Origin of the sequence: Pseudomonas sp. GM48 (assembly GCF_000282335.1) — a bacterium.
Taxonomy (GTDB): domain Bacteria; phylum Pseudomonadota; class Gammaproteobacteria; order Pseudomonadales; family Pseudomonadaceae; genus Aquipseudomonas.
On sequence record NZ_AKJM01000105.1, the window covers coordinates 93631 to 114785 of the forward strand.

The window sequence follows — 21155 nt, forward strand, 5'->3', positions numbered from 1 at the left end:
AATCGGCTATCTCTGAACTTGTGCGTGCGGAAACCTTGAGGCAGTGCCACCACGTAATCCAATAGCTTTACTAGCTAGAGGATAGAAAATGCAAGAGTTACGTTCAATGATCACGGAATTCAAATTTTGCGTGGCAATGGCTCACGGATTGTCGGAAGTGGGGCCATTAGCCGCTCTCGTGTAAGGCCTGCAATGGTTGCGTTGTAGATGAGTCGGTTCGCAATCTCCGCCATTCTGGCAAGCTCAGCCTTCAGTTCATCATTCTCTGCCTGAAGCCTGGAGATCTTCTTCATAGCATCCAGAGTACTCCGTGGTCTTGGCATGTCCGAAAGCTTCTGTTTTTCTACCTTCAGATGTTGTTTCTTGTTCTTATAAGCGACTTTTATCGCTATTTTTTTGTCGAGCGCCTGACGTGTTGGCGGGTTATCCCACCCCATAATGCCTTGTGCACCAATGCAGACTGAGTTCCAGTCCAGCGCATGCTCGGCTGGCCAGTTACGGATCATCTGAGCGATTTTTCTTTCATGCTGTTCTGAGATCGTTTTAGGCATTATCGGAACTCCGAAGCAACTCTATGCAAGCCAATAAATCGTCGCCGTATGTGATGCGCAGTTCATTCCTATCCAGCAACTTGATACCTACGGCGTTGGCTTTCTCGGACACAATCACCTTCTCGTGGCTGAAGTCTTCTCCCGCCATTTCGATGGGGCTGCCGTCAGGTATTTCAGGGTCGTGCAGGATGGCCAGCAGTTGATCGAGCCGTTCGATCTGCGGTCCTGCCTTTTCAGTCCATCGCGATGCGGCCCGATCGCCTTTCGCTATCGCCCGTTGCGCGGCTGTGTAAGTTAGGAATAAATTGTCACGATCTAGCTTAATGATTTCTGTGGCAATCTTGTGGCCCTTGCACATGAGGAGTTCCGAGCAATTGAGGCAATCGGCGAACTTGTTGCAGGGCCCGGCTCTCCAGCTACGTCGGCAAATGCCATAGCGGCTGCGATGAAACGGCCCTTGGCCATAAAGCTCTGCTTCTCCGTCGGTGACCGGTTTCAGCGGTTCCTGTTCTTGGTTGGTCCCGAACAAGGCAGCTCCGTTGGAGGCCGCTGTTAGCGGGTCGTCATGCAGATATGTCCTGGTCTGCCGGGTAGTAGCTCGACCACTCCATTCGGTAAGCATGTCCATGGAGATGCCGCTGTTGCGGCCAAGTCTGTTTAGAAGGTGGCGGAGGCTGTGGGATGTGAACTTTATAGCCTCATAGCCGTGCCGTGCGAAGAAATTCATTGCCAAGGCGTTTTTACTGCCGGTTCTCAAGCGTCTATAATAAAAATTTCGATCGCATGGTGCTAATAGTACGGGACTTGCACCACTGTTGTATGCCAGTTGAAAACGACGAAAACATAAAAGTGACTCTGACATTTTCAATGGTGGCTCCGCTGAGCTCATTGGGGCTTCTTGATAGGGGAAGTGTGGGTTAAGTGCACGATGTTCGTTAAGCACTAGTTGCCACAAAGAGTTCAGTGTAAAGCCTGTCAGAGAATAGTTTCCGGTATGTCTCTTGATGAAACCCGCGCAGGACTTCTGGAGCGAAAAGCCTAATGCTTGCGCCACTTGTTTTGGCGTCAGTTCTTGGTCGTCGGGAATATTCGGGCAATTCGCGTGGCGGTAAAAGGTCGTTGGATTTTTTTCCATGTAGTGCGCTAGACGGCGCCCCTCTTCAGTAATCGTGGTTAGTCGGTTGACCGCTTCAGTCGCAACCTCGCCCATTGTTTTGGGAATAGCTTTACGGATGAATTGTCGGGTCTTCGGTACCCAATACGCTAGGAATTTTTGACACTCTCCATTCTTGTCTGTGGCATCACGTAGGCAATCGGTGCGAAAGCGTATAGTTTCTCCAATACGCGTAGGAGCACTCATTAGAAGTCCAGTAATGCAGGTAACCATGATGTCGATGTCTTCCTGAGTTTCCTTGGCACCTCGTGAAAACACCTCGGCAATCGCCAGAAGCGCGCTCTGATTGGGAACCTTCTTAGCCTTCACTTCGTCCGGTGCTCTTGCGCCATTGATACAATCATAGCTGTGCCGACCCAAGTAAGGGTGTCTCCAGAACCGCGGATCGACTGTGAGGATGCCGAGTTCCGCTAGTGTTTTTAGGATATCCAGCATTACATCGCAAACTCCTTGGCGGGTAGCACTAGGTTCAAGGGCGCTGACGGCTCTGTCCCAGTGTCGTTGGTCGAAATTAGTTATATTTGGTACAGGCGTGTCTTGACGCAGGGCGAACTCGATCGTCCGCAGTGCGCGTATTTCAACACCGATGCTCTTCTTTGGACGCAACGTGTGCTTGTAGCGGAGGAAGGCCTTCGCCACTTCAATAAAAGTCGTATGCATCAACTGATGTGATTCGCAGGCTATGCCGGGACGTAAACCGCTGTTCTCAAAGTTTGTGAAACGGATGGCAACGTGGGTCGTTGGCCATCTATATGCATCCCAGGCAAAATCTTCCAATTCAGACCAAAGAGTCAGATGATCGCGGGCTAGGGCAATGAAATCATTGAGGTTTTGCTGGGCTGATAAATCGCGCTTGGGAGTGAACCGAATTGCCTGGCTCATGGTTTCATCTTCCGTGCGGCCTTGCGATCGTTGCAACGCGTAATGCAATTTTCTACGGCTCGAATATCAGAGGAAAGGTCAATAGGTATTAGTAGGCTTCGCTGGCCGCCAATTCTCAACGGCTTTTCCTCCGCTGCCTGTCGCTGTATTAATGCCTCCAATACCTCGTGGTGAGGAGCATCGACCAATGGCTCGAAATACTTACAGCGATAGCACGGAATTGGCACAGAGGTTGTAGAGCAAAAACTGTGCTTTCCGCAGCGACCCACGCTCTTGAGTTCGCCTGCGCTGGCAAACTCCAGCTTGCTGGCTGGGTCGTCGGCCCGTATGGCCTGGCTCTCTGAGTCAAGCAGCGTCCCGGCGAACGCCATGGCGAGCGGATTCAGTGTTGAGGCCATTGCTTCATCGAGTCGTCGCGCCTGTTCGGCGGGATCGTTGTAGTAAGCATCAAGCGTTCTTTCACGCGTATGGCCCAGCCAATGGGAGAGAATATGCTTTGGTACACCTTGGCGGGCGAGCTGCCGTGCTCGCGTATGACGCATCCGCGTCGCGGTGACAACCATTATCTGGCCGGTGCGGAGGCTAATTGGTGGCTTCGGTCGAAAGGACTGTCGAGTGGGTTTCATGCCATAGCTGCAGTTAGGGCTGTTATTTGTCCATTTGATAATATCGACTATGCGACCTTTTCGTAGGTGAAATAAATTATTGTCTAAGCTTTCTAGAAGGTTAAGCTGGTATTGATTTTCAATGAGTTTCCGAGCTTCTTTAATTCGGGCTTCACTACAAAATAGTGGTAGCTTTTCCAATTGTTCATCAGAGAGGAAAAAACCCAAAGTATGTTCAAATAGCTTCTTTATTTCATAACGTTGAATAGTGCATAAATTCCATAGGTGATCGGCCAGTATGTGAGGTTCGAATTTGCTATCTCGAAAGCTTGTTTCGGCGGTGATATCTTTGATTCCCGGAAAGTTGATGATACGCCCTATGAAACCCTGGGTATCCGTACCGTCGCTTTCACGAACATCACCCACTTTGAGAAGGGCTATCTGACCAGGCCTTCGCGAGTATTGCATCGATAGTAGCTTGATGAGCGTCACCTGCGTCTCTGATGTACCGCAGTCATAGTTATCCCAAACTGTGCGAAGCAAATTTTCATACTCCTCATCGGTGAGCCAGCTTTTCTCTGGATTGTCAGAGAGCACATTGCGCGGCCCGTTGCGGTGTGCGGCAGCATCATTCAGAAATCGTATTATGTCCGGGTTAATGGCGGCGCTGTCTCGCTCTTGCCAGTGCAGGAAAAACCGTGTTATCGCGCTTTTGGATCTATGAAACGAAGGCTTAGTCAGCGCCCGTGCAATCCAGGTTGCGTCAATTTTGGAGGTCGGACATGCTTTAAGTGTTGCATTCAGCGATGCGACGATGTTCAAGTAACTATAGGGTGAGTAGTCACCCTGTTTTGAGAAGCTGATAACGTGCTTTTTAAAAGACTCCTTTAATGCGTCGCTTAGGGGCGACAGCGCGTCGGTCATCTTGAGTCGTCCTTGACCTATATGAATAAGATCATCTTCCTCCCAGTAAAAAGTCTCGCTACGCAGCTCAGTTCGATCAGTCCGCTGGAGATCAACCTCAAGCAATACAGGCGTACTTGCTATAGATGCCTTCTCATTCATATAGAGATCCTTGCGGTGTCGGAAGCGATTATTAATCCAAATTCATATGATTTTTCTTCGATATGGCGGCGGTTATAAAGTCTTGACATGGGCGAGTCTGGTGCCCACCCCATTAGTTGCTCCCTCAACGTACGCTCTTGCTCAAAAGGCATGCCTTCTCTATCTGCTTGCTTCGAAAAGCGGTAGTTCCAGTCATGTCGCAACAGGTGAGGGTGAATCAACAATAGAGCAGGATAGGATCGCTTGAGGTTAATAAGCCCTGTTCCAAACGCCGTTTTCTGAAGTGCTTTACCTTGGCTACGTCCACCGCGATGGACGACAAAAATAAAGTCCTCGTCCGAGAATCCAACCCTCGGAATCTCGGATCGCCAGTTGTCTCTGTATTCCTTTAGTTGATCTTCGAGTCTTTCTGATATTGGAACAACACGTCCCAGAGTTTTGGCGACAGGTTGATTTAAACGGGTGTCGACTGCGTCATGGTGGTTGCGTTGTATGTGTAGATAGGCGCTATCGCCACCACTAGCTTCAATGAAGCTCTTGAGTTTTAGGCTTAAGAGCTCGCCGAGCCGAATACCTGTTTCGTAAATAATACGTAGCATCACCAAGTTTCGCAGTCTGGGGCCAAAGTCTTGTGGTTTCCGGATGCCTGTAAAGGGTTGTTCGAAGCAGTCCAACAACTGATTGCGGGCTTCAGGAGATAATCTCGCCGCCAAAATAGTTTGTTCGTGTGCGCATTTTGATCCCGTCTTGCGTCGCTTTTTTTTAAGCAGCATGGTGTCTTGCGTCTCAATTGCATCCCTGACGTCGCGAGTGTTGGAGTCGTTTATGACCTCTAGCGCGAGCCATCGGAGATATGCTGCAGCATAGGCGACATAGGTGTTGTACTTTGGGCTGCTGATAACACTTCCTTTGTCACTCAATTTCCTCTTACGCAGATAGTTCGTCAGGTCATCTATCTCGGCGGCGCTAAAAAAACTGCGGTTGTGGAAGCGCAATGCTAGGTCGATGTTCCTGCGGGATTCCCATTCACTGACTCTCTTAATCGCCGCTAGGTACACCTTCTGGGTTTCGTGTGTAGCAGATGGCCTGATCGAACGGGCAATAAAAGCTGTTGGATAAAACAGAGGGAAGCCAGGGGTATCAGCTTCGTAGAGTTGAGAGAACCGTTCGCCACTATTCGTAATAAAGGTCTTAACCGTATATTTCATATTTACACCTCTGCGTAGTGTAGAAGAACGTCGATCGCTGTTTACATCTGATCGACAGCTCTTGCGGTGATTCTCTGACGATATGTTAAGATTTGACGCGTATTTAGAGGCGGCGAAGCGATGACGGTTTACAAAAGTGTAGCTAACAGGATGGTAGTACTCGACACCGAAACCACCGGCATGCCGGTGACCGACGGCCACCGGATTATCGAAATCGGTTGTGTCGAGTTGATCGGCCGACGCCTGACGGGCCGGCACTTTCACGTGTACCTGCAACCCGATCGTGAAAGTGACGAGGGCGCCATCGGCGTCCACGGCATCACCAACGAGTTCCTCGTGGGCAAGCCGCGTTTTGCCGAAGTGGCCGAAGAGTTCTTCGAGTTCATCAAGGGCGCGCAGCTGATCATCCATAACGCGGCGTTCGACGTTGGCTTCATCAACAACGAATTCGCCCTGATGGGGCAGCAGGACCGCGCGGACATTACGCAGCACTGCACGATTCTCGACACCCTGATCATGGCCCGGGAGCGTCACCCGGGGCAGCGCAACAGCCTCGACGCCTTGTGCAAGCGCTATGGCGTCGACAACTCCGGCCGTGAACTGCACGGCGCCTTGCTCGACTCCGAGATTCTCGCCGACGTCTACCTGACCATGACCGGTGGCCAGACGAGCCTGTCCCTGGCCGGTAACGCCTCCGATGGCAATGGGTCCGGTGAAGGGGCGGACAATTCGGCCACCGAGATTCGCCGATTGCCGGCGGATCGCCAGCCGACGCGCATCATCCGCGCCAGTGAAGATGACTTGGCCCGCCACGCGGCGCGCCTGGAAATCATCGGCAAATCCGCTGGTGCCCCGGCGTTGTGGGTGCAACTGGCCGAGGCTGAAGTACAGGCGTGATCCCTCATTTCCAATGAACGCTTTTTGTGGCGAGGGAGCTTGCTCCCGCTCGGCGGCGAAGCCGTCGTAAAACCTGCATTCAAAGTATGTCTGAAGGAACGCCGAGGACCGCTTCGCGCTCCAGCGGGAGCAAGCTCCCTCGCCACAGGGAAACTCCCTCTTCGCCACAAGTTGGTGCATCCCGCTCGCCACATCCGCTGCAACCCTCTACCCTGAGGTGATTGGCAGGCTCCGGTCTGCCGCCTCAGGACACTGAGCCTCATGTATAAAGATTTGAAATTCCCGGTCCTGATTGTCCATCGGGACATCAAGGCCGACAGCGTCGCCGGCGACCGAGTGCGGGGGATTGCCCGAGAGCTGGAACAGGAAGGGTTCAGCGTCGTTTCGGCGGTGGACTACACCGAAGGACGGCTGGTGGCGTCGACTTATCATGGCTTGTCTTGCATGTTGATTGCGTCTGAGGACGCCAGCACCCATTCCCATTTGTTGCAAAACATGGCCGAACTGATTGGTCTGGCGCGGGTGCGTGCGCCGGATCTGCCGATCTTTGCCCTGGGCGAAAAAGTGACCCTGGAAAACGCGCCCGCCGATGCCATGGCCGAGCTCAATCAGTTGCGCGGCATTCTTTACCTGTTTGAAGACACCGTGCCCTTTCTCGCCCGCCAGGTGGCCCGCGCCGCACGCAAATACCTCGATGGCCTGCTGCCACCGTTTTTCAAGGCATTGGTGCAGCACACGGCGGATTCCAACTATTCCTGGCACACCCCCGGGCACGGCGGCGGCGTGGCTTATCACAAAAGTCCGGTCGGGCAAGCGTTTCACCAGTTTTTCGGGGAAAACACCCTGCGCTCGGATCTTTCAGTGTCGGTGCCGGAGCTCGGCTCATTGCTGGATCACACTGGCCCCCTGGCCGAAGCCGAGGCCCGTGCAGCCCGCAACTTTGGTGCCGATCACACCTTTTTCGTGATCAATGGCACCTCCACGGCCAACAAGATTGTCTGGCACTCGGTGGTCGCACGCGATGACCTGGTGCTGGTGGATCGCAATTGCCACAAGTCGGTGTTGCATTCGATCATCATGACCGGCGCCATCCCGCTGTACTTGTGTCCGGAACGTAATGAACTGGGGATCATCGGCCCGATTCCCCTGAGTGAGTTCAGCCGCGAATCGATCCAGGCCAAGATCGACGCCAGTCCGCTGACCAAGGGTCGTTCACCGAAGGTCAAGCTCGCCGTAGTGACCAATTCGACGTATGACGGCCTCTGCTACAACGCCGAGCTGATCAGGCAGCAACTGGGCAATAGCGTTGAGGTACTGCACTTCGACGAGGCCTGGTACGCCTATGCGGCGTTTCATGAGTTTTTTGCCGGGCGCTATGGCATGGGCACGTCCCGTGACGACGACAGCCCGCTGGTATTTACCACCCATTCGACCCACAAGTTACTGGCGGCTTTCAGTCAGGCGTCGATGATTCATGTGCGCGATGGCGGCGCGCGGCAACTGGATCGGGATCGCTTCAACGAAGCATTCATGATGCACATCTCGACCTCGCCGCAGTACGGCATCATCGCCTCGCTGGATGTGGCTTCGGCGATGATGGAAGGTCCGGCCGGGCGTTCGCTGTTGCAGGAAATGTTCGATGAGGCCCTGAGTTTTCGCCGGGCGCTGGCCAATTTGCGACAACACATTGCCGCTGATGACTGGTGGTTTTCAATCTGGCAACCGCCGTCGGCGGAAGGCATGGAACGGGTCGTCACCGAGGACTGGTTGCTGCAACCCGATGCCGACTGGCACGGCTTTGGCGGTGTGACCGACGATTATGTGTTGCTCGACCCGATCAAGGTCACGCTGGTGATGCCGGGGCTGACGGCTGGTGGCGCCCTCAGCGAGCGCGGGATTCCGGCGGCGGTGGTCAGCAAGTTCCTTTGGGAGCGTGGCCTGGTCGTCGAGAAGACCGGGCTGTATTCGTTCCTGGTGTTGTTCTCCATGGGCATCACCAAAGGCAAGTGGAGCACGCTGCTCACCGAATTGCTGGAGTTCAAGCGCAGTTATGACGCCAACGTCAGTCTGGCCAGTTGCCTGCCCTGCGTGGCGCAAGAGAATGTCGCGCGCTATCAGGGCATGGGGCTGCGTGATTTATGCGATCAGTTACATGCCTGCTATCGCAGCAATGCCACCGCCAGGCACCTCAAGCGCATGTACACCGTGCTGCCGGACGTCGCGATGAAGCCGGCAGACGCCTATGATCAATTGGTGCGGGGTGAAGTCGAGGCCGTGTCGATCGATGCGCTGGACGGGCGAATCGCCGCGGTGATGCTGGTGCCGTATCCGCCCGGTATTCCACTGATCATGCCTGGCGAGCGCTTTACCGAATCGACCCGCTCGATCATCGATTACCTGGCGTTTGCCCGCACGTTCGATAGCAGTTTCCCGGGGTTCGTTGCTGATGTGCACGGATTGCAACACGAAGTACAGGGCAGTGGACGGTGCTACACCGTCGATTGCATCAAGGAGTGAGGACCTTTCCCAGTATGCAACCGGTTATAAATCCGAATTTCCCAGGGTTGTCGGTACGGGTTGCCGATGACGGTTTTGCCGCCTACATCTGGGGCAGTGATTTCAGTTTTGAGGTCGCGGCCTACGGTGCGGCCGAAATCGGCAAACCAGTGGCACAGTGGCCAGTCACCCCGATCACGCCTTATCGCAAGTGCTACGGCATCGACCCTGAGGAGTTCAGCAGTTTTCGCGATGGCGCCGACAGCGCGATTTTCATGGCTTATCTGGATGACCAGCCCGTGGGGCACCTGGTGGTCAGTACCAACTGGAACGGTTTTGCCCATATCGACGAGTTGGCGGTGCATGCACCGGCCCGACGACATGGTGTGGCCAAGGCCTTGCTGGATGTGGCGCAATTCTGGAGCCGCAAGAAAAAACTCCCGGGCATCATGCTCGAAACCCAGAATAACAACCTGGGGGCCTGCAGGCTCTATGAACGCTGCGGTTACGTGATTGGCGGGATCGACCACCTGCGCTATCGCGGCATTGATCCGAACACCGCTGAAGTGGCGCTGTTCTGGTATCGAATGTTTGAAAACCCGCTCAGTTCGTCAGCATCGCCGCGGCTTGTTCCGTGATGATGGCCAGCAAGGCCTGGACCGCCGGTGAAGGTTCGGTGTTTTTCAGGGACAGGGCGTAGAGACTGATCGGGACGGCTGGCGCCAGCGGGCAGGCGTCCAGTCCCGAGGTTTTGGCACCGAGGGCGGTGAAGGGGTCGACGATGGCCAGGCCTTCGCCGGCCTCGACCATGCTGCGCATCATCTGATGCGTCTGGACCCGGGTCTGAATCACCGGGGCAGGGCGCAAGCCGTGCAGTTTGTTCTCCAGCGCCGGGCTCAGCGGGTCGTGCCCATCCAGGCCGATCATCGATTGACCGGCCAGATCCTGCACTGAAATGTATTTCTGTTTCGGTTGCAGCCAGCCGTGGGGGGCGAGCAACTGAAGTTTGCCCTGGGCAATCATCTGGCAATCGATATCGGCGTGATCGGGGTCATGCAGGCTCAGGCCCAGGTCGCTTTCACGCAGCAGCAGGCTTCTGACGATGTCGCGGGTGGGCTGGCTCAGGAGTGTGCAAGGCGCGTCGGGCAGGCGTCGGCGCAGGGTCGCGATGCTGTGTGGCAACAATTGGTTGGCCAGAGGCGGGGTGCAGATGATGCGCAGCGGCGGCGCCAGGTATTGCCTGAGGCTGTTGGCCAGGCGCTGCACGGGTTCGAGCGCATCGTAGACCCGGGCAATTTCCACCTGCAATTCCCGCGCTTCGCGGGTGGCCTGCAATCGTCCGCGTACGCTGGCGAACAGCATGAAACCCAACTGATCCTCGGCGTCGCGCAGCAAACGCTCGACTTCGGCCACCGGCAACTGCAGCCATTCGGCGGCGGTGCCCAGGTGGCCGGTCTGCAAGAGCGCCTGGATCACTTCGATATGGCGTAAGCGCATGCGTGAAGTCCATGTTCAGCAGGTGGAGGAGTCAGTGGCTGAATCCTACCCCAAGTCCGTGCATATGACTTCTGCTCATAACGACGAGTTATCAAGCGCTGGTGGTTTGCGGCTCGCGGGTAATGGTAATGCCGGTTTGCACCAACAGGAATTCATTGTCGTCGACCTTGTTGAGGCGGTCGCCAATGGCCAGCTTATAGGTGGTGACAGGCCCTGAGCCGTCTGCCGCCGGGGTGGAGTCCTGGAACTCGTGCACCGAATAAATACGGCCTTCCGCGTCTCTTGCATGGAACTGACCGACGAGTACTGCTGCCATCTGCTTAGAACCTCTGGAGATAAATCACTCAATTTGCGGCACTGTAGACCGTGCTTGGGCGAGGTAAGTTTTCCTACAGGAAAAAAATAGTCAGGGACGGTATTTTCAGTCGCCCGCTGCTTGAATCGTCATCTATAACTACAAGCTCTCCATATCGGACAGTCGAGAAACTCCCATGAGCAACGTCTATACGATCGCCGTGCTGGTCGGCAGCTTGAGAAAGGAATCGATTAACCGCAAGGTCGCACGGGCCCTGATAGAACTGGCTCCGGCCAATCTCAAGCTCAACATTGTCGAAATTGGCGATCTGCCGCTCTATAACGAAGACATCGATGGCGCTTCACCGCCGGCAGCCTACAGCACTTTCCGACAACAAGTGAGCTCATCCGACGCGGTGTTGTTCGTGACCCCGGAATACAACCGTTCGGTGCCGGCGCCGTTGAAAAACGCGATTGACGTGGGCTCGCGTCCGTATGGCAAAAGTGCCTGGAACGGTAAGCCGGGAGCCGTTATCAGTGTTTCGCCGGGGGCCGTCGGCGGATTTGGTGCCAACCACAACCTGCGTCAATCCATGGTGTTTCTCAATGTCCCGCTGATGCAGCAACCGGAGGTCTATCTGGGGAACGCCGGTTCGGCGTTTGACGAGGCGGGCAAATTGTCCGAGTCGGTGAAGTCGATCCTGCAGAAATTCATCAACGCCTATGGGCAATGGGTTGAACAGCACAAGAAAGTTTGATGTTTATTGACCAGCGCTTCGTCTTACAAGGCGCTGGTCAATCGGCTGCAAATCATCGTTTCCATTTCCGACAGCCAGGCGGCAGTTTGCTCCGCCGCCGGTTGTGCGGTGACGCAATAGCGGCGACCGCCCCAGGCCATGATGACCCAGGCTTGAATAGTTGGTGCTGATGGCTGCATCGGCAAATCGCTGCAAGCAGCAAAGGCTTCACGCCATTTTTGCGACAGTTCTTCGTACACCCTTCGATGATGCTTGGGTTCGGCGATCTGATGCTCGATGAGTGACATGGCATGGTTGAACAGGGGGTGTCGGGCATCTTCAGGGCCGCAGGTCAAACACACAAGGCGCTTGATGCGTGTCGGCCAGTCCAGGTCGGTTGCCTGGATGACTTCTTGATCCAGTTGCGCCAGCAATACATCCAGGCGATGACGGATGTATCCCGACAGCAGGGCTTCCTTGCTCGGGAAATAGTCATACAGCGTGCCAATCGCCACGCCGGCTTCCAGTGCCACTTCGCGGGTGGTCAGCCCGGACCAGCCGGCACGGTGCCAAATCCGAACAAAAGCCTCGTAAATGGCCTCGACGGTGAAAATCGCCCGGGCCTGACTCGGCCGTTTCAGCGGCTTGGCGCGGGCGTTGAGGGTAGGCGGGCTGCCCTTGGTATTTCCGAACCTGCTCTTCATCGGCTGTCATTACTCTTGAGAGACCCGCCAGCGTGTCACAGCAGGAGACCGAACATGCAAGATCTCACCAAAGTAACACGCCTGATTACCCGTAAAAATGCCCTGGACCAGAGCCGAATTGAGCAGGCGCAACGTAGTCTGGTCCCGGCGGACGGCGAGGTCATTTTGAAGATTGATCGTTGCGCATTGACCACCAACAACATTACTTACGCTGCGTATGGCAATTCAATGAACTACTGGGGATTCTTTCCTACAGGCTTGGAAGATTGGGGCCACATTCCGGCGTGGGGGTTCGCCGACGTCATTGCGTCAAAGGTAAAAGGCATCGCCGTGGGTGAGCGTTTCTACGGTTACTTTCCGCTTGCCAGCCACCTGTGGATGCGCCCGGAACGGGTCACCGAACGTGGTTTTTACGATGCGGCCGAACACCGGTTGGGGTTGATCTCGGCGTACAACCAATACACGCGTTGCAGTTGGGATTTGTACTGCCAGCCTGAAACCGAAAATCTGCAGATTCTGCTCAAACCGTTATTTCTGACCTCATCGATGCTGGCGGACTTTCTGCAAGACAATCGGTTTTTCGCTGCGACCCGCCTGGTGTTCTCCAGCGCTTCCAGCAAAACCGCCTATGGCACAGCCATGTGTCTGGAGAATCATCCGCAACTGGAGCGTGTGGCGCTGACATCTGCCGGCAACAAAGCGTTTGTCGAAAACCTTGGCTGTTACGAACGCGTGGTGTCCTATGCCGAGTTGGCAACCCTTGCCGGTGACCGTCCTACGCTTTACGTGGATTTTTCCGGCGACCTGGATCTACGTGATCGAGTCCACCAGCACTTTGCCGGGCAACTGGTCTACAGCTGCTTTGCCGGCTCTGCGCAAAGTACCGATGAGGCGCGGTTGACGGCTATCGTGGGACCGCAACCGGTATTCTTTTTTGCGCCGATCCAGATCCGCAAGCGCAATGCCGAATGGGGACCGGAGGGGGTCAGTCAGCATATTGGCGAAGGGTTGCGGCGGTTTATTCGGCAGGTGACGGAAAGTGAAAAAACATTGCTAAAGGTCATTGAAAGTCGGGGTTACGAGGCGGCGCAGAGCGTGATTTCCCGCTTGTTCCATGGTCAGGTCTCGCCCGTCGAGGGGCATGTGATTCGCTTGTAGGCGGGGCGGACTTCGTGCTTCCGGGGTTCCTCAGGTAGACCGTGGTGACTTCTTCGCGAGCAAGCCCGCTCCCACATTTGATCTCGGTCGAGTACAGATTTTGTATCCGCTGAGGATCCCTGTGGGAGCGGGCTTGCCCGCGAAGGGGTCGATTCAGGCAATACGAGACTCAACTCTGCCCCGGCACATTCGGCCAACGATCCGCCACCAGAAACAATCGCTCGGCCTCTTCCCAGTCGCCGTTGGGATTTTCCGTCAGGCGTACCAGCAATTGTGCCGGCGCCAGCGGGTCCAGGTCATTGAGCCACGCCTGCATCTGTTCTGGGGTCCAGGTGTGCTCCGGCGAATAATGCGCTGGCGCGAGCCAGGCGTGGCGGGGCAGCGGTTGCCAGCGACCGGGCGGGCTCAGGGCCAACAACGCCGCCCAATCCTTTTGATGCAACCAGCGACCTCGCAAATGCTGCGGATGGGCACCCGATGGCGGGGCGGCCTGTCCGGGCCACGGATACAGCAAATACCCGCCCAGCCACAAATGCGCGCTGAACGCATGGATGTCCAGCGCCGCCAGCATCTCCCGGCTCTCGGGGCGTGCGGAGATCGGCAATTGATGCTGGCTCAGGTGGGCCAGTTTGCGATCGAGCCGATCGTGGCACCCAGGGCCGAGCCACTGGGCGGTGTCGTGCCCGTCGCCGGATTGCGGGCCGAGGTAGAGCTTGATCGCCAGTTCCATGTGATGCACACCGTCGCTGTCACGCAGCAGCATGTCCAGTTCACCCAGAGTGTGCCCTTCGCGGCGAATCGGCATGTTGGCGGCAATCAGTTCAATGCCCGGTGCATGCTGCACGGCGAATTGCCAGAGGCGTTCGTAGTACAAGCCCAGGCGCCGGGTCCGGGCCTGGGCCAGCCAGTGCAGCAAGCCATAACTGTCCCGATCCAGTTGGCGCAGCCAATGCTCCAGGCGTTCCGGTGCCTGCACCCAGTCGCTGCCGGCCAACGGGTGACGCTGTGGCCACGGAGCCTCGCCCAGCATAGGCGGCGCGAGGATGACCCACGCCAGGTCACGCACTTCGGGATGGCGTAACTGGTGGGGCAGGCGGAGCAAATCCGGAAATAGCATCATCTTGCGAGCATAGCCCGAAACCCGGACACACCCTTGAAGCTGAAAGGATTTTGTCTACGGGCGGCTTTCGCCCATAATCGTGATTTTCGCCGCCACGCAGATCCCCGCAGGAGCCCCATGGAGCAATTTCGCAATATCGGCATCATCGGTCGCCTGGGCAGTTCCCAGGTGCTGGATACCGTCCGCCGACTGAAACGGTTTCTGCTCGATCGTCACCTGCACGTGATCCTCGAAGACACCATCGCCGAAGTGCTGCCAGGGCACGGCCTGCAAACCTCGTCGCGCAAGATGCTCGGCGAAGTCTGCGACATGGTTATTGTGGTCGGTGGTGACGGCAGCTTGCTCGGTGCCGCCCGGGCGCTGGCCAGGCACAACATTCCAGTGCTCGGCATCAACCGCGGCAGCCTGGGCTTCCTCACCGACATCCGCCCCGATGAGCTGGAGGTCAAAGTCGCCGAAGTGCTGGATGGCCACTATCTGGTGGAAAACCGCTTCCTGCTGCAGGCCGAAGTTCGCCGCCACGCCGAGGCCATCGGTCAGGGCGATGCACTTAACGATGTGGTACTGCATCCCGGCAAATCGACCCGGATGATCGAGTTCGAGCTGTACATCGATGGCCAGTTTGTCTGCAGCCAGAAGGCCGACGGCCTGATCGTCGCCACGCCGACCGGTTCCACCGCCTATGCGCTGTCCGCCGGCGGGCCGATCATGCATCCCAAGCTCGACGCTATTGTGATTGTGCCGATGTACCCCCATACCTTATCGGGTAGACCCATCGTGGTCGATGGCAACAGTGAGCTGAAAATCGTCGTGTCCAAGGATATGCAGATTTACCCGCAAGTCTCGTGTGACGGGCAGAACCACTTTACCTGCGCGCCGGGCGACACCATTACCGTCAGTAAAAAAGCCCAGAAGTTGCGGCTGATTCACCCACTCGACCACAACTACTATGAGGTCTGCCGGACCAAACTCGGCTGGGGCAGCAAGTTGGGGGGTGGAGGCGACTGATGCTCGATCCCGCGCGTAGCTACGACCTGATCGGTGACGTGCACGGTTGCGCTCTGACCCTGGAGCACTTGCTCGACCGACTCGGTTATCACAAGCAGGGGGGCGTCTGGCGGCACGCGTCGCGCATGGCGGTGTTCGTCGGCGATATCATCGACCGCGGCCCGCGGATTCGCGAGGCGCTGCACATCGTCCACGACATGGTCGAGGCCGGTCAGGCGCTGTGCATCATGGGCAACCATGAGTTCAATGCGCTGGGCTGGAGCACGCCGGCGCTGCCAGGCAGTGGCAAGCAGTTCGTGCGCGAGCACACACCGCGCCATGCCCGGCTGTTGCACGAAACCCTGACCCAGTTCGAAGATCATCCGGGTGACTGGCACGACTTCCAGCAATGGTTCTACCAGTTGCCATTGTTCGTCGATGCCGGGCGTTTTCGCGTGGTCCACGCCTGCTGGGATGCCGGGCTGATCGAGCCGCTGCGGGCGCTGTTCCCCAACGGTCGCGTCGACGAGCATTTTCTACAGGCGTCGGCGGAGTCGGGTTCATTTGCCTGCACCGTGTTCGACCGGCTGCTACGCGGTACGGACATGCGCTTGCCCCATGGCCTGACCATGACCAGCGGCGATGGGCTGGTGCGTTCGTTCTTCCGTACCAAGTTCTGGGAGGACGATCCGAAAACCTACGGCGACATCGTGTTCCAGCCGGATGCACTGCCGGAACCCGTGGCCCGGACGCCGCTGACATCTACCGAAAAGAACAGTTTGCTGCGCTATGGCATCGATGAACCGCTGTTGTTCGTCGGCCACTACTGGCGCAGCGGCAAGCCGGCACCGATCCGGCCGAACCTGGCCTGTCTGGATTACAGCGCGGTGCTCTACGGCAAACTGGTTGCCTATCGACTGGATCAGGAAACCCGCCTGGATCCGCATAAATTCGTCTGGGTCGATGTCGAGCGGCCGGAGGTGCTGCAATGAGTGCTGTAGCGGTATTGCGTCTGCCCCTGGCGGTGGACTTGAGCGGGTTCGTCACGCTGCTCAAGCGCATGCAAGTGCCCCACCGGGTCAGTGAAGAAGCGGGCGAGCAAGTGTTGTGGGTGCCGGACAATATCAGTGAAGACGTGCGCGCGCTGTACGAACGCTTTCCGGCGGGCGACCCCGATCAGCAACTGGACATTCCGCTGGCGCAGACAATCAAGCGTCCGGGCTTCGTCGAGCAGTTGAAATACGCCAGGGCCACCGCGCTGGTATTGCTGCTGAGCCTGATCGTCGGTGCGATCACGTTGCTGGGCGACAACCTTGAAACGATGCGCTGGCTGACCTTCCTCGAGTTTCGCGTGGTCGGCGAGTACATCCACTTCACGCCACTGGCCGACAGCCTGGCGGCGGGGCAGTGGTGGCGCCTGTTCACGCCGATGCTGATCCACTTTGGCATCCTGCACCTGGCGATGAACGGCATGTGGTACTGGGAGCTGGGGCGGCGCATCGAGTCGCGCCAGGGCAGTATCAATTTGATCGGCCTGACCTTGCTGTTCAGCCTGGTGTCCAACTACGCCCAGTATTATTTCAGCGGTCCGACCTTGTTCGGTGGCTTGTCCGGCGTGCTGTACGGCCTGCTCGGGCATTGCTGGATCTTCCAGTTGCTGGCGCCGAACCCGGCTTATCGCCTGCCGCGTGGCGTGCTGGTGATGATGCTGGTGTGGTTGCTGCTGTGCCTGTCCGGGCTGGTCTCGATGATCGGCTTCGGCGAAATCGCCAACGCGGCCCATGTCAGCGGGTTACTCATCGGATGCTTCACCGGTTTGTTGGGCGGTTTGTATAACCGCCGTAAACTGGCCGCCTAATTCAGAACATGCAATAAAGAGACGGAGACCCAATGTCCTCTTTTAACGAAATGATCAAGAACATCACTTCCGATATCTACGAGAGCCTGAAACTGGCCGTGGAAATCGGCAAATGGTCCGATGGTGGCAAACTCACTGCCGAACAACGCGAGCTGTCGCTGCAGGCGATGATCGCCTGGGAAATCCAGAACCTGCCCGAGGACCAGCGTACCGGCTACATGGGGCCGCAGGAATGCGCCTCGAAGTCGATCGAAGTGCCGAACATCCTGTTCAAGTCGGATGCCATCCATTGATCGAGATTGGCCGCGGTGCAATCAGCAAAATGTCGGCACGCCTTGACGGGTCGAACGTGCAGTACGCTTTGCGTCTGGGCGAAACCGAGGTCCCGGTCAATCCGTTGATCGGCACCACGATACGCCTGGAATACCTGGGTGCGATCCACTGCATCCATTGCGGGCGCAAGACCAAGACCAGTTTCAGCCAGGGTTACTGTTACCCGTGCATGACCAAACTGGCCCAGTGCGACGTCTGCATCATGAGCCCGGAGCGTTGCCACTACGACGCCGGCACTTGCCGTGAACCGGAGTGGGGCGAGAAGTTCTGCATGACCGATCACGTGGTGTACCTGGCCAATTCGTCGGGGGTGAAAGTCGGGATTACCCGCGCCACCCAGTTGCCGACCCGCTGGCTTGACCAGGGTGCGAGCCAGGCCTTGCCGATCATGCGCGTATCGACCCGGCAACAGTCCGGTTTCGTCGAGGATCTGTTCCGCAGCCAGGTGGCGGACAAGACCAACTGGCGTGCTTTACTCAAGGGCGATGCGGCGACAGTGAACCTGGCCGAGGTTCGTGATCAACTGTTCGACAGCTGCGCTGAAGGCTTGCAGGGGTTGCAGGAACGATTCGGCTTGCAGGCGATCCAGACCGTTACCAATGTCGAACCGCTGGAAATCCGCTACCCGGTCGAGCAGTACCCGGCAAAGATTGTCAGCTTCAACCTGGACAAGAACCCGATTGCCGAAGGCACGCTGATGGGGGTCAAGGGCCAATACTTGATCTTCGATACCGGCGTGATCAACATTCGTAAATACACGGCTTACCAGCTCGCCGTGCATCAGTAAGGACTCCAGCATGCGCACCGAACAACCGAAGATGATTTACCTGAAGGACTATCAGGCGCCCGAGTACCTGATCGACGAAACACACCTGACCTTCGAGTTGTACGAGGACCACAGCCTGGTCCATGCGCAACTGGTGATGCGCCGCAACCCTGAGCGTGGCCCGGGCCTGCCGCCGCTGGTGCTGGACGGCCAGCAGCTGGAACTGCTGTCGGTCACCCTGGCCGACCAGGAGCTTTCTGCGGCGCAGTATCAGCTGACCGAGAATCACCTGACCCTGCAACCGACCAGCGCTACCTTCACGGTCGATACCAGCGTCAGGATCCACCCGGAAACCAACACCGCGCTGGAAGGCCTGTACAAGTCCGGCACGATGTTCTGCACCCAGTGCGAGGCCGAAGGCTTCCGCAAGATCACCTATTACCTCGACCGCCCGGACGTGATGAGCACCTTCACCACCACGGTGGTCGCGGAACAACACAGCTATCCGGTGTTGCTGTCCAACGGCAACCCGATTGCTTCCGGCCCTGGCGAAGACGGCCGGCACTGGGCGACCTGGGAAGACCCGTTCAAGAAACCGGCGTATCTGTTTGCGCTGGTGGCCGGCGACCTGTGGTGCGTCGAAGACAGCTTCACCACCATGAACGAGCGCAATGTGGCGCTGCGCATTTACGTCGAGCCGGAAAACATCGACAAGTGCCAGCACGCCATGAATAGCCTGAAAAAGTCCATGCGCTGGGACGAGGAGGTCTACGGTCGCGAATACGATCTGGACATCTTCATGATCGTCGCCGTGAATGATTTCAACATGGGTGCCATGGAGAACAAGGGCCTCAACATCTTCAACTCCAGCGCCGTGCTGGCCAAGGCCGAAACCGCCACCGACGCCGCGCACCAGCGGGTTGAAGCGATCGTTGCCCATGAATACTTCCACAACTGGTCGGGCAACCGCGTGACCTGCCGCGACTGGTTCCAGTTGTCGCTCAAGGAAGGCTTCACCGTGTTCCGCGATGCCGGTTTCTCCTCGGACATGAACTCGGCCACGGTCAAGCGCATCCAGGACGTGGCGTACCTGCGCACCCACCAGTTCGCCGAAGACGCCGGCCCCATGGCCCATGCCGTGCGCCCGGACAGCTTCATCGAGATTTCCAACTTCTACACCCTGACCGTGTACGAAAAGGGCTCGGAAGTGGTCGGCATGATCCACACCTTGCTCGGTGCCGACGGCTTCCGTAAAGGCAGCGACCTGTACTTCGAACGCCACGACGGCCAGGCCGTGACTTGTGATGACTTCATCAAGGCCATGGAAGACGCCAACGGTGTCGACCTGACCCAGTTCAAACGCTGGTACAGCCAGGCCGGGACCCCACGTCTGGCGGTGAGCGAGTCCTACGACGCAGCGGCGAAAACCTACAGCCTGACTTTCCGCCAGAGCTGCCCGGAAACCCCGGACAAGGTGCAAAAACTGCCGTTCGTGATCCCGGTCGAGCTGGGGCTGCTGGATTCCAAAGGTGCAGCGATTGCCCTGCGTCTTTCCGGTGAAGCGTCGGCGCAAGGTACCTCGCGGGTCATTTCCGTGACTGAAGCCGAGCAGACCTTCACCTTCGTCGACATCGCCGAACAACCGCTGCCGTCGTTGCTGCGCGGCTTCTCGGCGCCGGTGAAACTGAGCTTCCCGTACAATCGCGATCAGTTGATGTTCCTGATGCAGCACGACAGCGACGGCTTCAACCGCTGGGATGCCGGCCAGCAACTGTCGGTGCAGGTGCTGCAGGAGTTGATCGCCCAGCAGCAGAAGGGCGAAGCACTGGTGCTCGATCAGCGTCTGGTGTCGGCGTTGCGCACGGTGCTCTCGGACGAGTCGCTGGATCAGGCCATGGTCGCCGAAATGCTCTCGTTGCCGAGCGAGGCGTACCTGACTGAAATCAGCGAAGTGGCGGATGTCGAAGCGATTCACAGCGCCCGCGAGTTTGCCCGTAAACAATTGGCCGATGCGTTGTTCGATAGCCTGTGGCTGCGTTATCAAGCCAATCGCGAGCTTTCGAAGCAAACTCCGTACGTGGCCGAAGCCGAGCATTTTGCCCGCCGCGCCTTGCAGAACATCGCGCTGTCGTACCTGATGCTCAGCGGCAAGCCGGAGGTTCTGGCGGTGACGCTGGAGCAGTTCGACGCGTGCGACAACATGACCGAGCGCCTGACCGCACTCGCCGTGTTGGTCAATTCACCGTTCGAAGCCGAGAAAGCCAAGGCACTGGCCAGTTTCGCCGAGCATTTCAAGGACAACCCGCTGGTCATGGATCAGTGGTTCAGTGTCCAGGCCGGCAGCGTGTTGCCGGGCGGGCTTGCGCGGGTCAAGGCGTTGATGCAGCACCCGGCGTTCAACATCAAGAACCCGAACAAGGTGCGGGCACTGGTCGGCGCGTTTGCCGGGCAGAACCTGATCAACTTCCATGCCGCCGACGGTTCCGGGTATCGCTTCCTGGCGGATCTGGTGATTGAGTTGAACGGCTTTAATCCGCAGATTGCTTCGCGTCAATTGGCGCCTTTGACTCGCTGGCGCAAGTACGACAGCGCTCGTCAGGCTTTGATGAAGGGGGAGCTGGAGCGGATTCGTGCTTCGGGTCAGTTGTCTAGCGATGTGTATGAAGTGGTCAGCAAGAGTTTGGCTTGATCTTGGCTTTTTGAACTTGGCGGCCTTTGGGCCGACCAGGTTCTGGGTTGATTGAGTACATATCCGTTGCTGCGGTAACGGCCACTTAGGGTTTCGCCCTTACGGCGAGTCCCTTTTGGCAAACGCCCCAAAAG

General features: G+C 57.2%; 19 protein-coding genes. 11 read left to right on the forward strand and 8 right to left on the reverse strand.

Going from position 1 to position 21155, the window contains the following annotated elements; genetic code table 11:
* Nucleotides 1-119: 119 nt before the first annotated feature.
* The 4 genes from PMI28_RS10735 to PMI28_RS0128720 are packed head-to-tail and all read right to left on the reverse strand — an operon-like array spanning nucleotide 120 to nucleotide 5485.
* Nucleotides 120-551 (reverse strand): hypothetical protein, encoded by a 432-nt coding sequence (locus PMI28_RS10735; RefSeq protein WP_007988583.1) that lies wholly within the window; start codon nucleotides 549-551, stop codon nucleotides 120-122.
* A complete protein-coding gene (locus PMI28_RS10730; RefSeq protein WP_007988585.1) occupies nucleotides 544-2607 on the reverse strand; it encodes a hypothetical protein in 2064 nt (687 codons plus the stop codon). The genes PMI28_RS10735 and PMI28_RS10730 overlap by 8 nt, the downstream gene beginning before the upstream one ends.
* Nucleotides 2604-4277 (reverse strand): site-specific integrase, encoded by a 1674-nt coding sequence (locus PMI28_RS10725; protein WP_007988586.1) that lies wholly within the window; start codon nucleotides 4275-4277, stop codon nucleotides 2604-2606. The genes PMI28_RS10730 and PMI28_RS10725 overlap by 4 nt, the downstream gene beginning before the upstream one ends.
* On the reverse strand, nucleotides 4274-5485 hold the full coding sequence (locus PMI28_RS0128720; protein ID WP_033063454.1) for a site-specific integrase: 1212 nt from the start codon (nucleotides 5483-5485) through the stop codon (nucleotides 4274-4276). The genes PMI28_RS10725 and PMI28_RS0128720 overlap by 4 nt, the downstream gene beginning before the upstream one ends.
* 120 nt (nucleotides 5486-5605) lie before the next feature.
* Between PMI28_RS0128720 and dnaQ the strand changes: the two genes are divergently transcribed.
* The 3 genes from dnaQ to PMI28_RS10710 all read left to right on the forward strand — a co-directional run bounded on the left by dnaQ (nucleotide 5606) and on the right by PMI28_RS10710 (nucleotide 9516).
* Nucleotides 5606-6382 carry a DNA polymerase III subunit epsilon gene (dnaQ, locus tag PMI28_RS10720; RefSeq protein WP_007988589.1) on the forward strand — a complete coding sequence of 259 codons (777 nt, stop codon included), beginning with the start codon at nucleotides 5606-5608 and terminating at the stop codon, nucleotides 6380-6382.
* A gap of 261 nt (nucleotides 6383-6643) precedes the next feature.
* Complete coding sequence (locus PMI28_RS10715; RefSeq protein WP_007988592.1) at nucleotides 6644-8899, forward strand: Orn/Lys/Arg decarboxylase N-terminal domain-containing protein; 2256 nt, start codon at nucleotides 6644-6646, stop codon at nucleotides 8897-8899.
* 14 nt (nucleotides 8900-8913) lie between these two features.
* Nucleotides 8914-9516, forward strand: coding sequence for a GNAT family N-acetyltransferase (locus PMI28_RS10710; protein WP_007988594.1), 603 nt, complete (start codon nucleotides 8914-8916; stop codon nucleotides 9514-9516).
* Here PMI28_RS10710 and PMI28_RS10705 read toward each other — a convergent pair.
* Both PMI28_RS10705 and PMI28_RS10700 read right to left on the reverse strand, forming a co-directional pair.
* Nucleotides 9482-10375 carry a LysR substrate-binding domain-containing protein gene (locus PMI28_RS10705; protein WP_007988596.1) on the reverse strand — a complete coding sequence of 298 codons (894 nt, stop codon included), beginning with the start codon at nucleotides 10373-10375 and terminating at the stop codon, nucleotides 9482-9484. The two genes, PMI28_RS10710 and PMI28_RS10705, sit on opposite strands and share 35 nt — an antisense overlap.
* A gap of 91 nt (nucleotides 10376-10466) precedes the next feature.
* Entirely contained in the window at nucleotides 10467-10691 is a 225-nt protein-coding gene (locus PMI28_RS10700) for a hypothetical protein (RefSeq protein WP_007988598.1), read from the reverse strand.
* A gap of 175 nt (nucleotides 10692-10866) precedes the next feature.
* On the opposite strand from PMI28_RS10700, the gene PMI28_RS10695 reads away from it, so the two are divergent.
* Nucleotides 10867-11427 carry an NADPH-dependent FMN reductase gene (locus PMI28_RS10695; protein WP_007988600.1) on the forward strand — a complete coding sequence of 187 codons (561 nt, stop codon included), beginning with the start codon at nucleotides 10867-10869 and terminating at the stop codon, nucleotides 11425-11427.
* 23 nt (nucleotides 11428-11450) lie between these two features.
* Here PMI28_RS10695 and PMI28_RS10690 read toward each other — a convergent pair whose 3' ends face one another.
* Nucleotides 11451-12110, reverse strand: coding sequence for a TetR/AcrR family transcriptional regulator (locus tag PMI28_RS10690; RefSeq protein ID WP_007988602.1), 660 nt, complete (start codon nucleotides 12108-12110; stop codon nucleotides 11451-11453).
* 54 nt (nucleotides 12111-12164) lie between these two features.
* On the opposite strand from PMI28_RS10690, the gene PMI28_RS10685 reads away from it, so the two are divergent.
* A complete protein-coding gene (locus PMI28_RS10685) occupies nucleotides 12165-13268 on the forward strand; it encodes a DUF2855 family protein (protein ID WP_007988604.1) in 1104 nt (367 codons plus the stop codon).
* A gap of 169 nt (nucleotides 13269-13437) precedes the next feature.
* On the opposite strand, the gene PMI28_RS10680 is transcribed toward PMI28_RS10685, so the two are convergent.
* On the reverse strand, nucleotides 13438-14388 hold the full coding sequence (locus PMI28_RS10680) for a DUF1853 family protein (protein ID WP_007988606.1): 951 nt from the start codon (nucleotides 14386-14388) through the stop codon (nucleotides 13438-13440).
* 117 nt (nucleotides 14389-14505) lie between these two features.
* Here PMI28_RS10680 and PMI28_RS10675 point away from each other — a divergent pair, with 117 nt between their 5' ends.
* From PMI28_RS10675 to pepN, 6 genes are read left to right on the forward strand one after another with little or no spacing between them, the layout of a single operon-like run.
* The gene (locus tag PMI28_RS10675; RefSeq protein WP_007988608.1) at nucleotides 14506-15396 is read left to right on the forward strand and encodes an NAD(+) kinase; all 891 of its coding nucleotides are present in this window, start codon (nucleotides 14506-14508) and stop codon (nucleotides 15394-15396) included.
* Nucleotides 15393-16367 (forward strand): metallophosphoesterase, encoded by a 975-nt coding sequence (locus PMI28_RS10670; RefSeq protein ID WP_443200730.1) that lies wholly within the window; start codon nucleotides 15393-15395, stop codon nucleotides 16365-16367. Before PMI28_RS10675 ends, PMI28_RS10670 begins: the two co-directional genes overlap by 4 nt.
* Nucleotides 16364-17233, forward strand: coding sequence for a rhomboid family intramembrane serine protease (locus PMI28_RS10665; RefSeq protein WP_007988611.1), 870 nt, complete (start codon nucleotides 16364-16366; stop codon nucleotides 17231-17233). Before PMI28_RS10670 ends, PMI28_RS10665 begins: the two co-directional genes overlap by 4 nt.
* A 32-nt stretch (nucleotides 17234-17265) precedes the next feature.
* On the forward strand, nucleotides 17266-17526 hold the full coding sequence (locus tag PMI28_RS10660; RefSeq protein WP_007988613.1) for a YeaC family protein: 261 nt from the start codon (nucleotides 17266-17268) through the stop codon (nucleotides 17524-17526).
* Nucleotides 17523-18353, forward strand: coding sequence for a DUF2797 domain-containing protein (locus PMI28_RS10655; protein ID WP_007988616.1), 831 nt, complete (start codon nucleotides 17523-17525; stop codon nucleotides 18351-18353). The genes PMI28_RS10660 and PMI28_RS10655 overlap by 4 nt, the downstream gene beginning before the upstream one ends.
* A 10-nt stretch (nucleotides 18354-18363) precedes the next feature.
* Entirely contained in the window at nucleotides 18364-21021 is a 2658-nt protein-coding gene (gene pepN, locus PMI28_RS10650; RefSeq protein ID WP_007988618.1) for an aminopeptidase N, read from the forward strand.
* Nucleotides 21022-21155 lie beyond the last annotated feature (134 nt).

Excerpts from the sequence above, each read along its gene's own strand:
- PMI28_RS10735 (WP_007988583.1), bottom strand. The coding sequence starts at position 551 with ATGCCTAAAACGATCTCAGAACAGCATGAAAGAAAAATCGCTCAGATG.
- PMI28_RS10730 (WP_007988585.1), bottom strand. The coding sequence starts at position 2,607 with ATGAGCCAGGCAATTCGGTTCACTCCCAAGCGCGATTTATCAGCCCAG.
- PMI28_RS10725 (WP_007988586.1), bottom strand. The coding sequence starts at position 4,277 with ATGAATGAGAAGGCATCTATAGCAAGTACGCCTGTATTGCTTGAGGTT.
- PMI28_RS0128720 (WP_033063454.1), bottom strand. The coding sequence starts at position 5,485 with ATGAAATATACGGTTAAGACCTTTATTACGAATAGTGGCGAACGGTTC.
- dnaQ (WP_007988589.1), top strand. The coding sequence starts at position 5,606 with ATGACGGTTTACAAAAGTGTAGCTAACAGGATGGTAGTACTCGACACC.
- PMI28_RS10715 (WP_007988592.1), top strand. The coding sequence starts at position 6,644 with ATGTATAAAGATTTGAAATTCCCGGTCCTGATTGTCCATCGGGACATC.
- PMI28_RS10710 (WP_007988594.1), top strand. The coding sequence starts at position 8,914 with ATGCAACCGGTTATAAATCCGAATTTCCCAGGGTTGTCGGTACGGGTT.
- PMI28_RS10705 (WP_007988596.1), bottom strand. The coding sequence starts at position 10,375 with ATGCGCTTACGCCATATCGAAGTGATCCAGGCGCTCTTGCAGACCGGC.
- PMI28_RS10700 (WP_007988598.1), bottom strand. The coding sequence starts at position 10,691 with ATGGCAGCAGTACTCGTCGGTCAGTTCCATGCAAGAGACGCGGAAGGC.
- PMI28_RS10695 (WP_007988600.1), top strand. The coding sequence starts at position 10,867 with ATGAGCAACGTCTATACGATCGCCGTGCTGGTCGGCAGCTTGAGAAAG.
- PMI28_RS10690 (WP_007988602.1), bottom strand. The coding sequence starts at position 12,110 with ATGAAGAGCAGGTTCGGAAATACCAAGGGCAGCCCGCCTACCCTCAAC.
- PMI28_RS10685 (WP_007988604.1), top strand. The coding sequence starts at position 12,165 with ATGCAAGATCTCACCAAAGTAACACGCCTGATTACCCGTAAAAATGCC.
- PMI28_RS10680 (WP_007988606.1), bottom strand. The coding sequence starts at position 14,388 with ATGATGCTATTTCCGGATTTGCTCCGCCTGCCCCACCAGTTACGCCAT.
- PMI28_RS10675 (WP_007988608.1), top strand. The coding sequence starts at position 14,506 with ATGGAGCAATTTCGCAATATCGGCATCATCGGTCGCCTGGGCAGTTCC.
- PMI28_RS10665 (WP_007988611.1), top strand. The coding sequence starts at position 16,364 with ATGAGTGCTGTAGCGGTATTGCGTCTGCCCCTGGCGGTGGACTTGAGC.
- PMI28_RS10660 (WP_007988613.1), top strand. The coding sequence starts at position 17,266 with ATGTCCTCTTTTAACGAAATGATCAAGAACATCACTTCCGATATCTAC.
- pepN (WP_007988618.1), top strand. The coding sequence starts at position 18,364 with ATGCGCACCGAACAACCGAAGATGATTTACCTGAAGGACTATCAGGCG.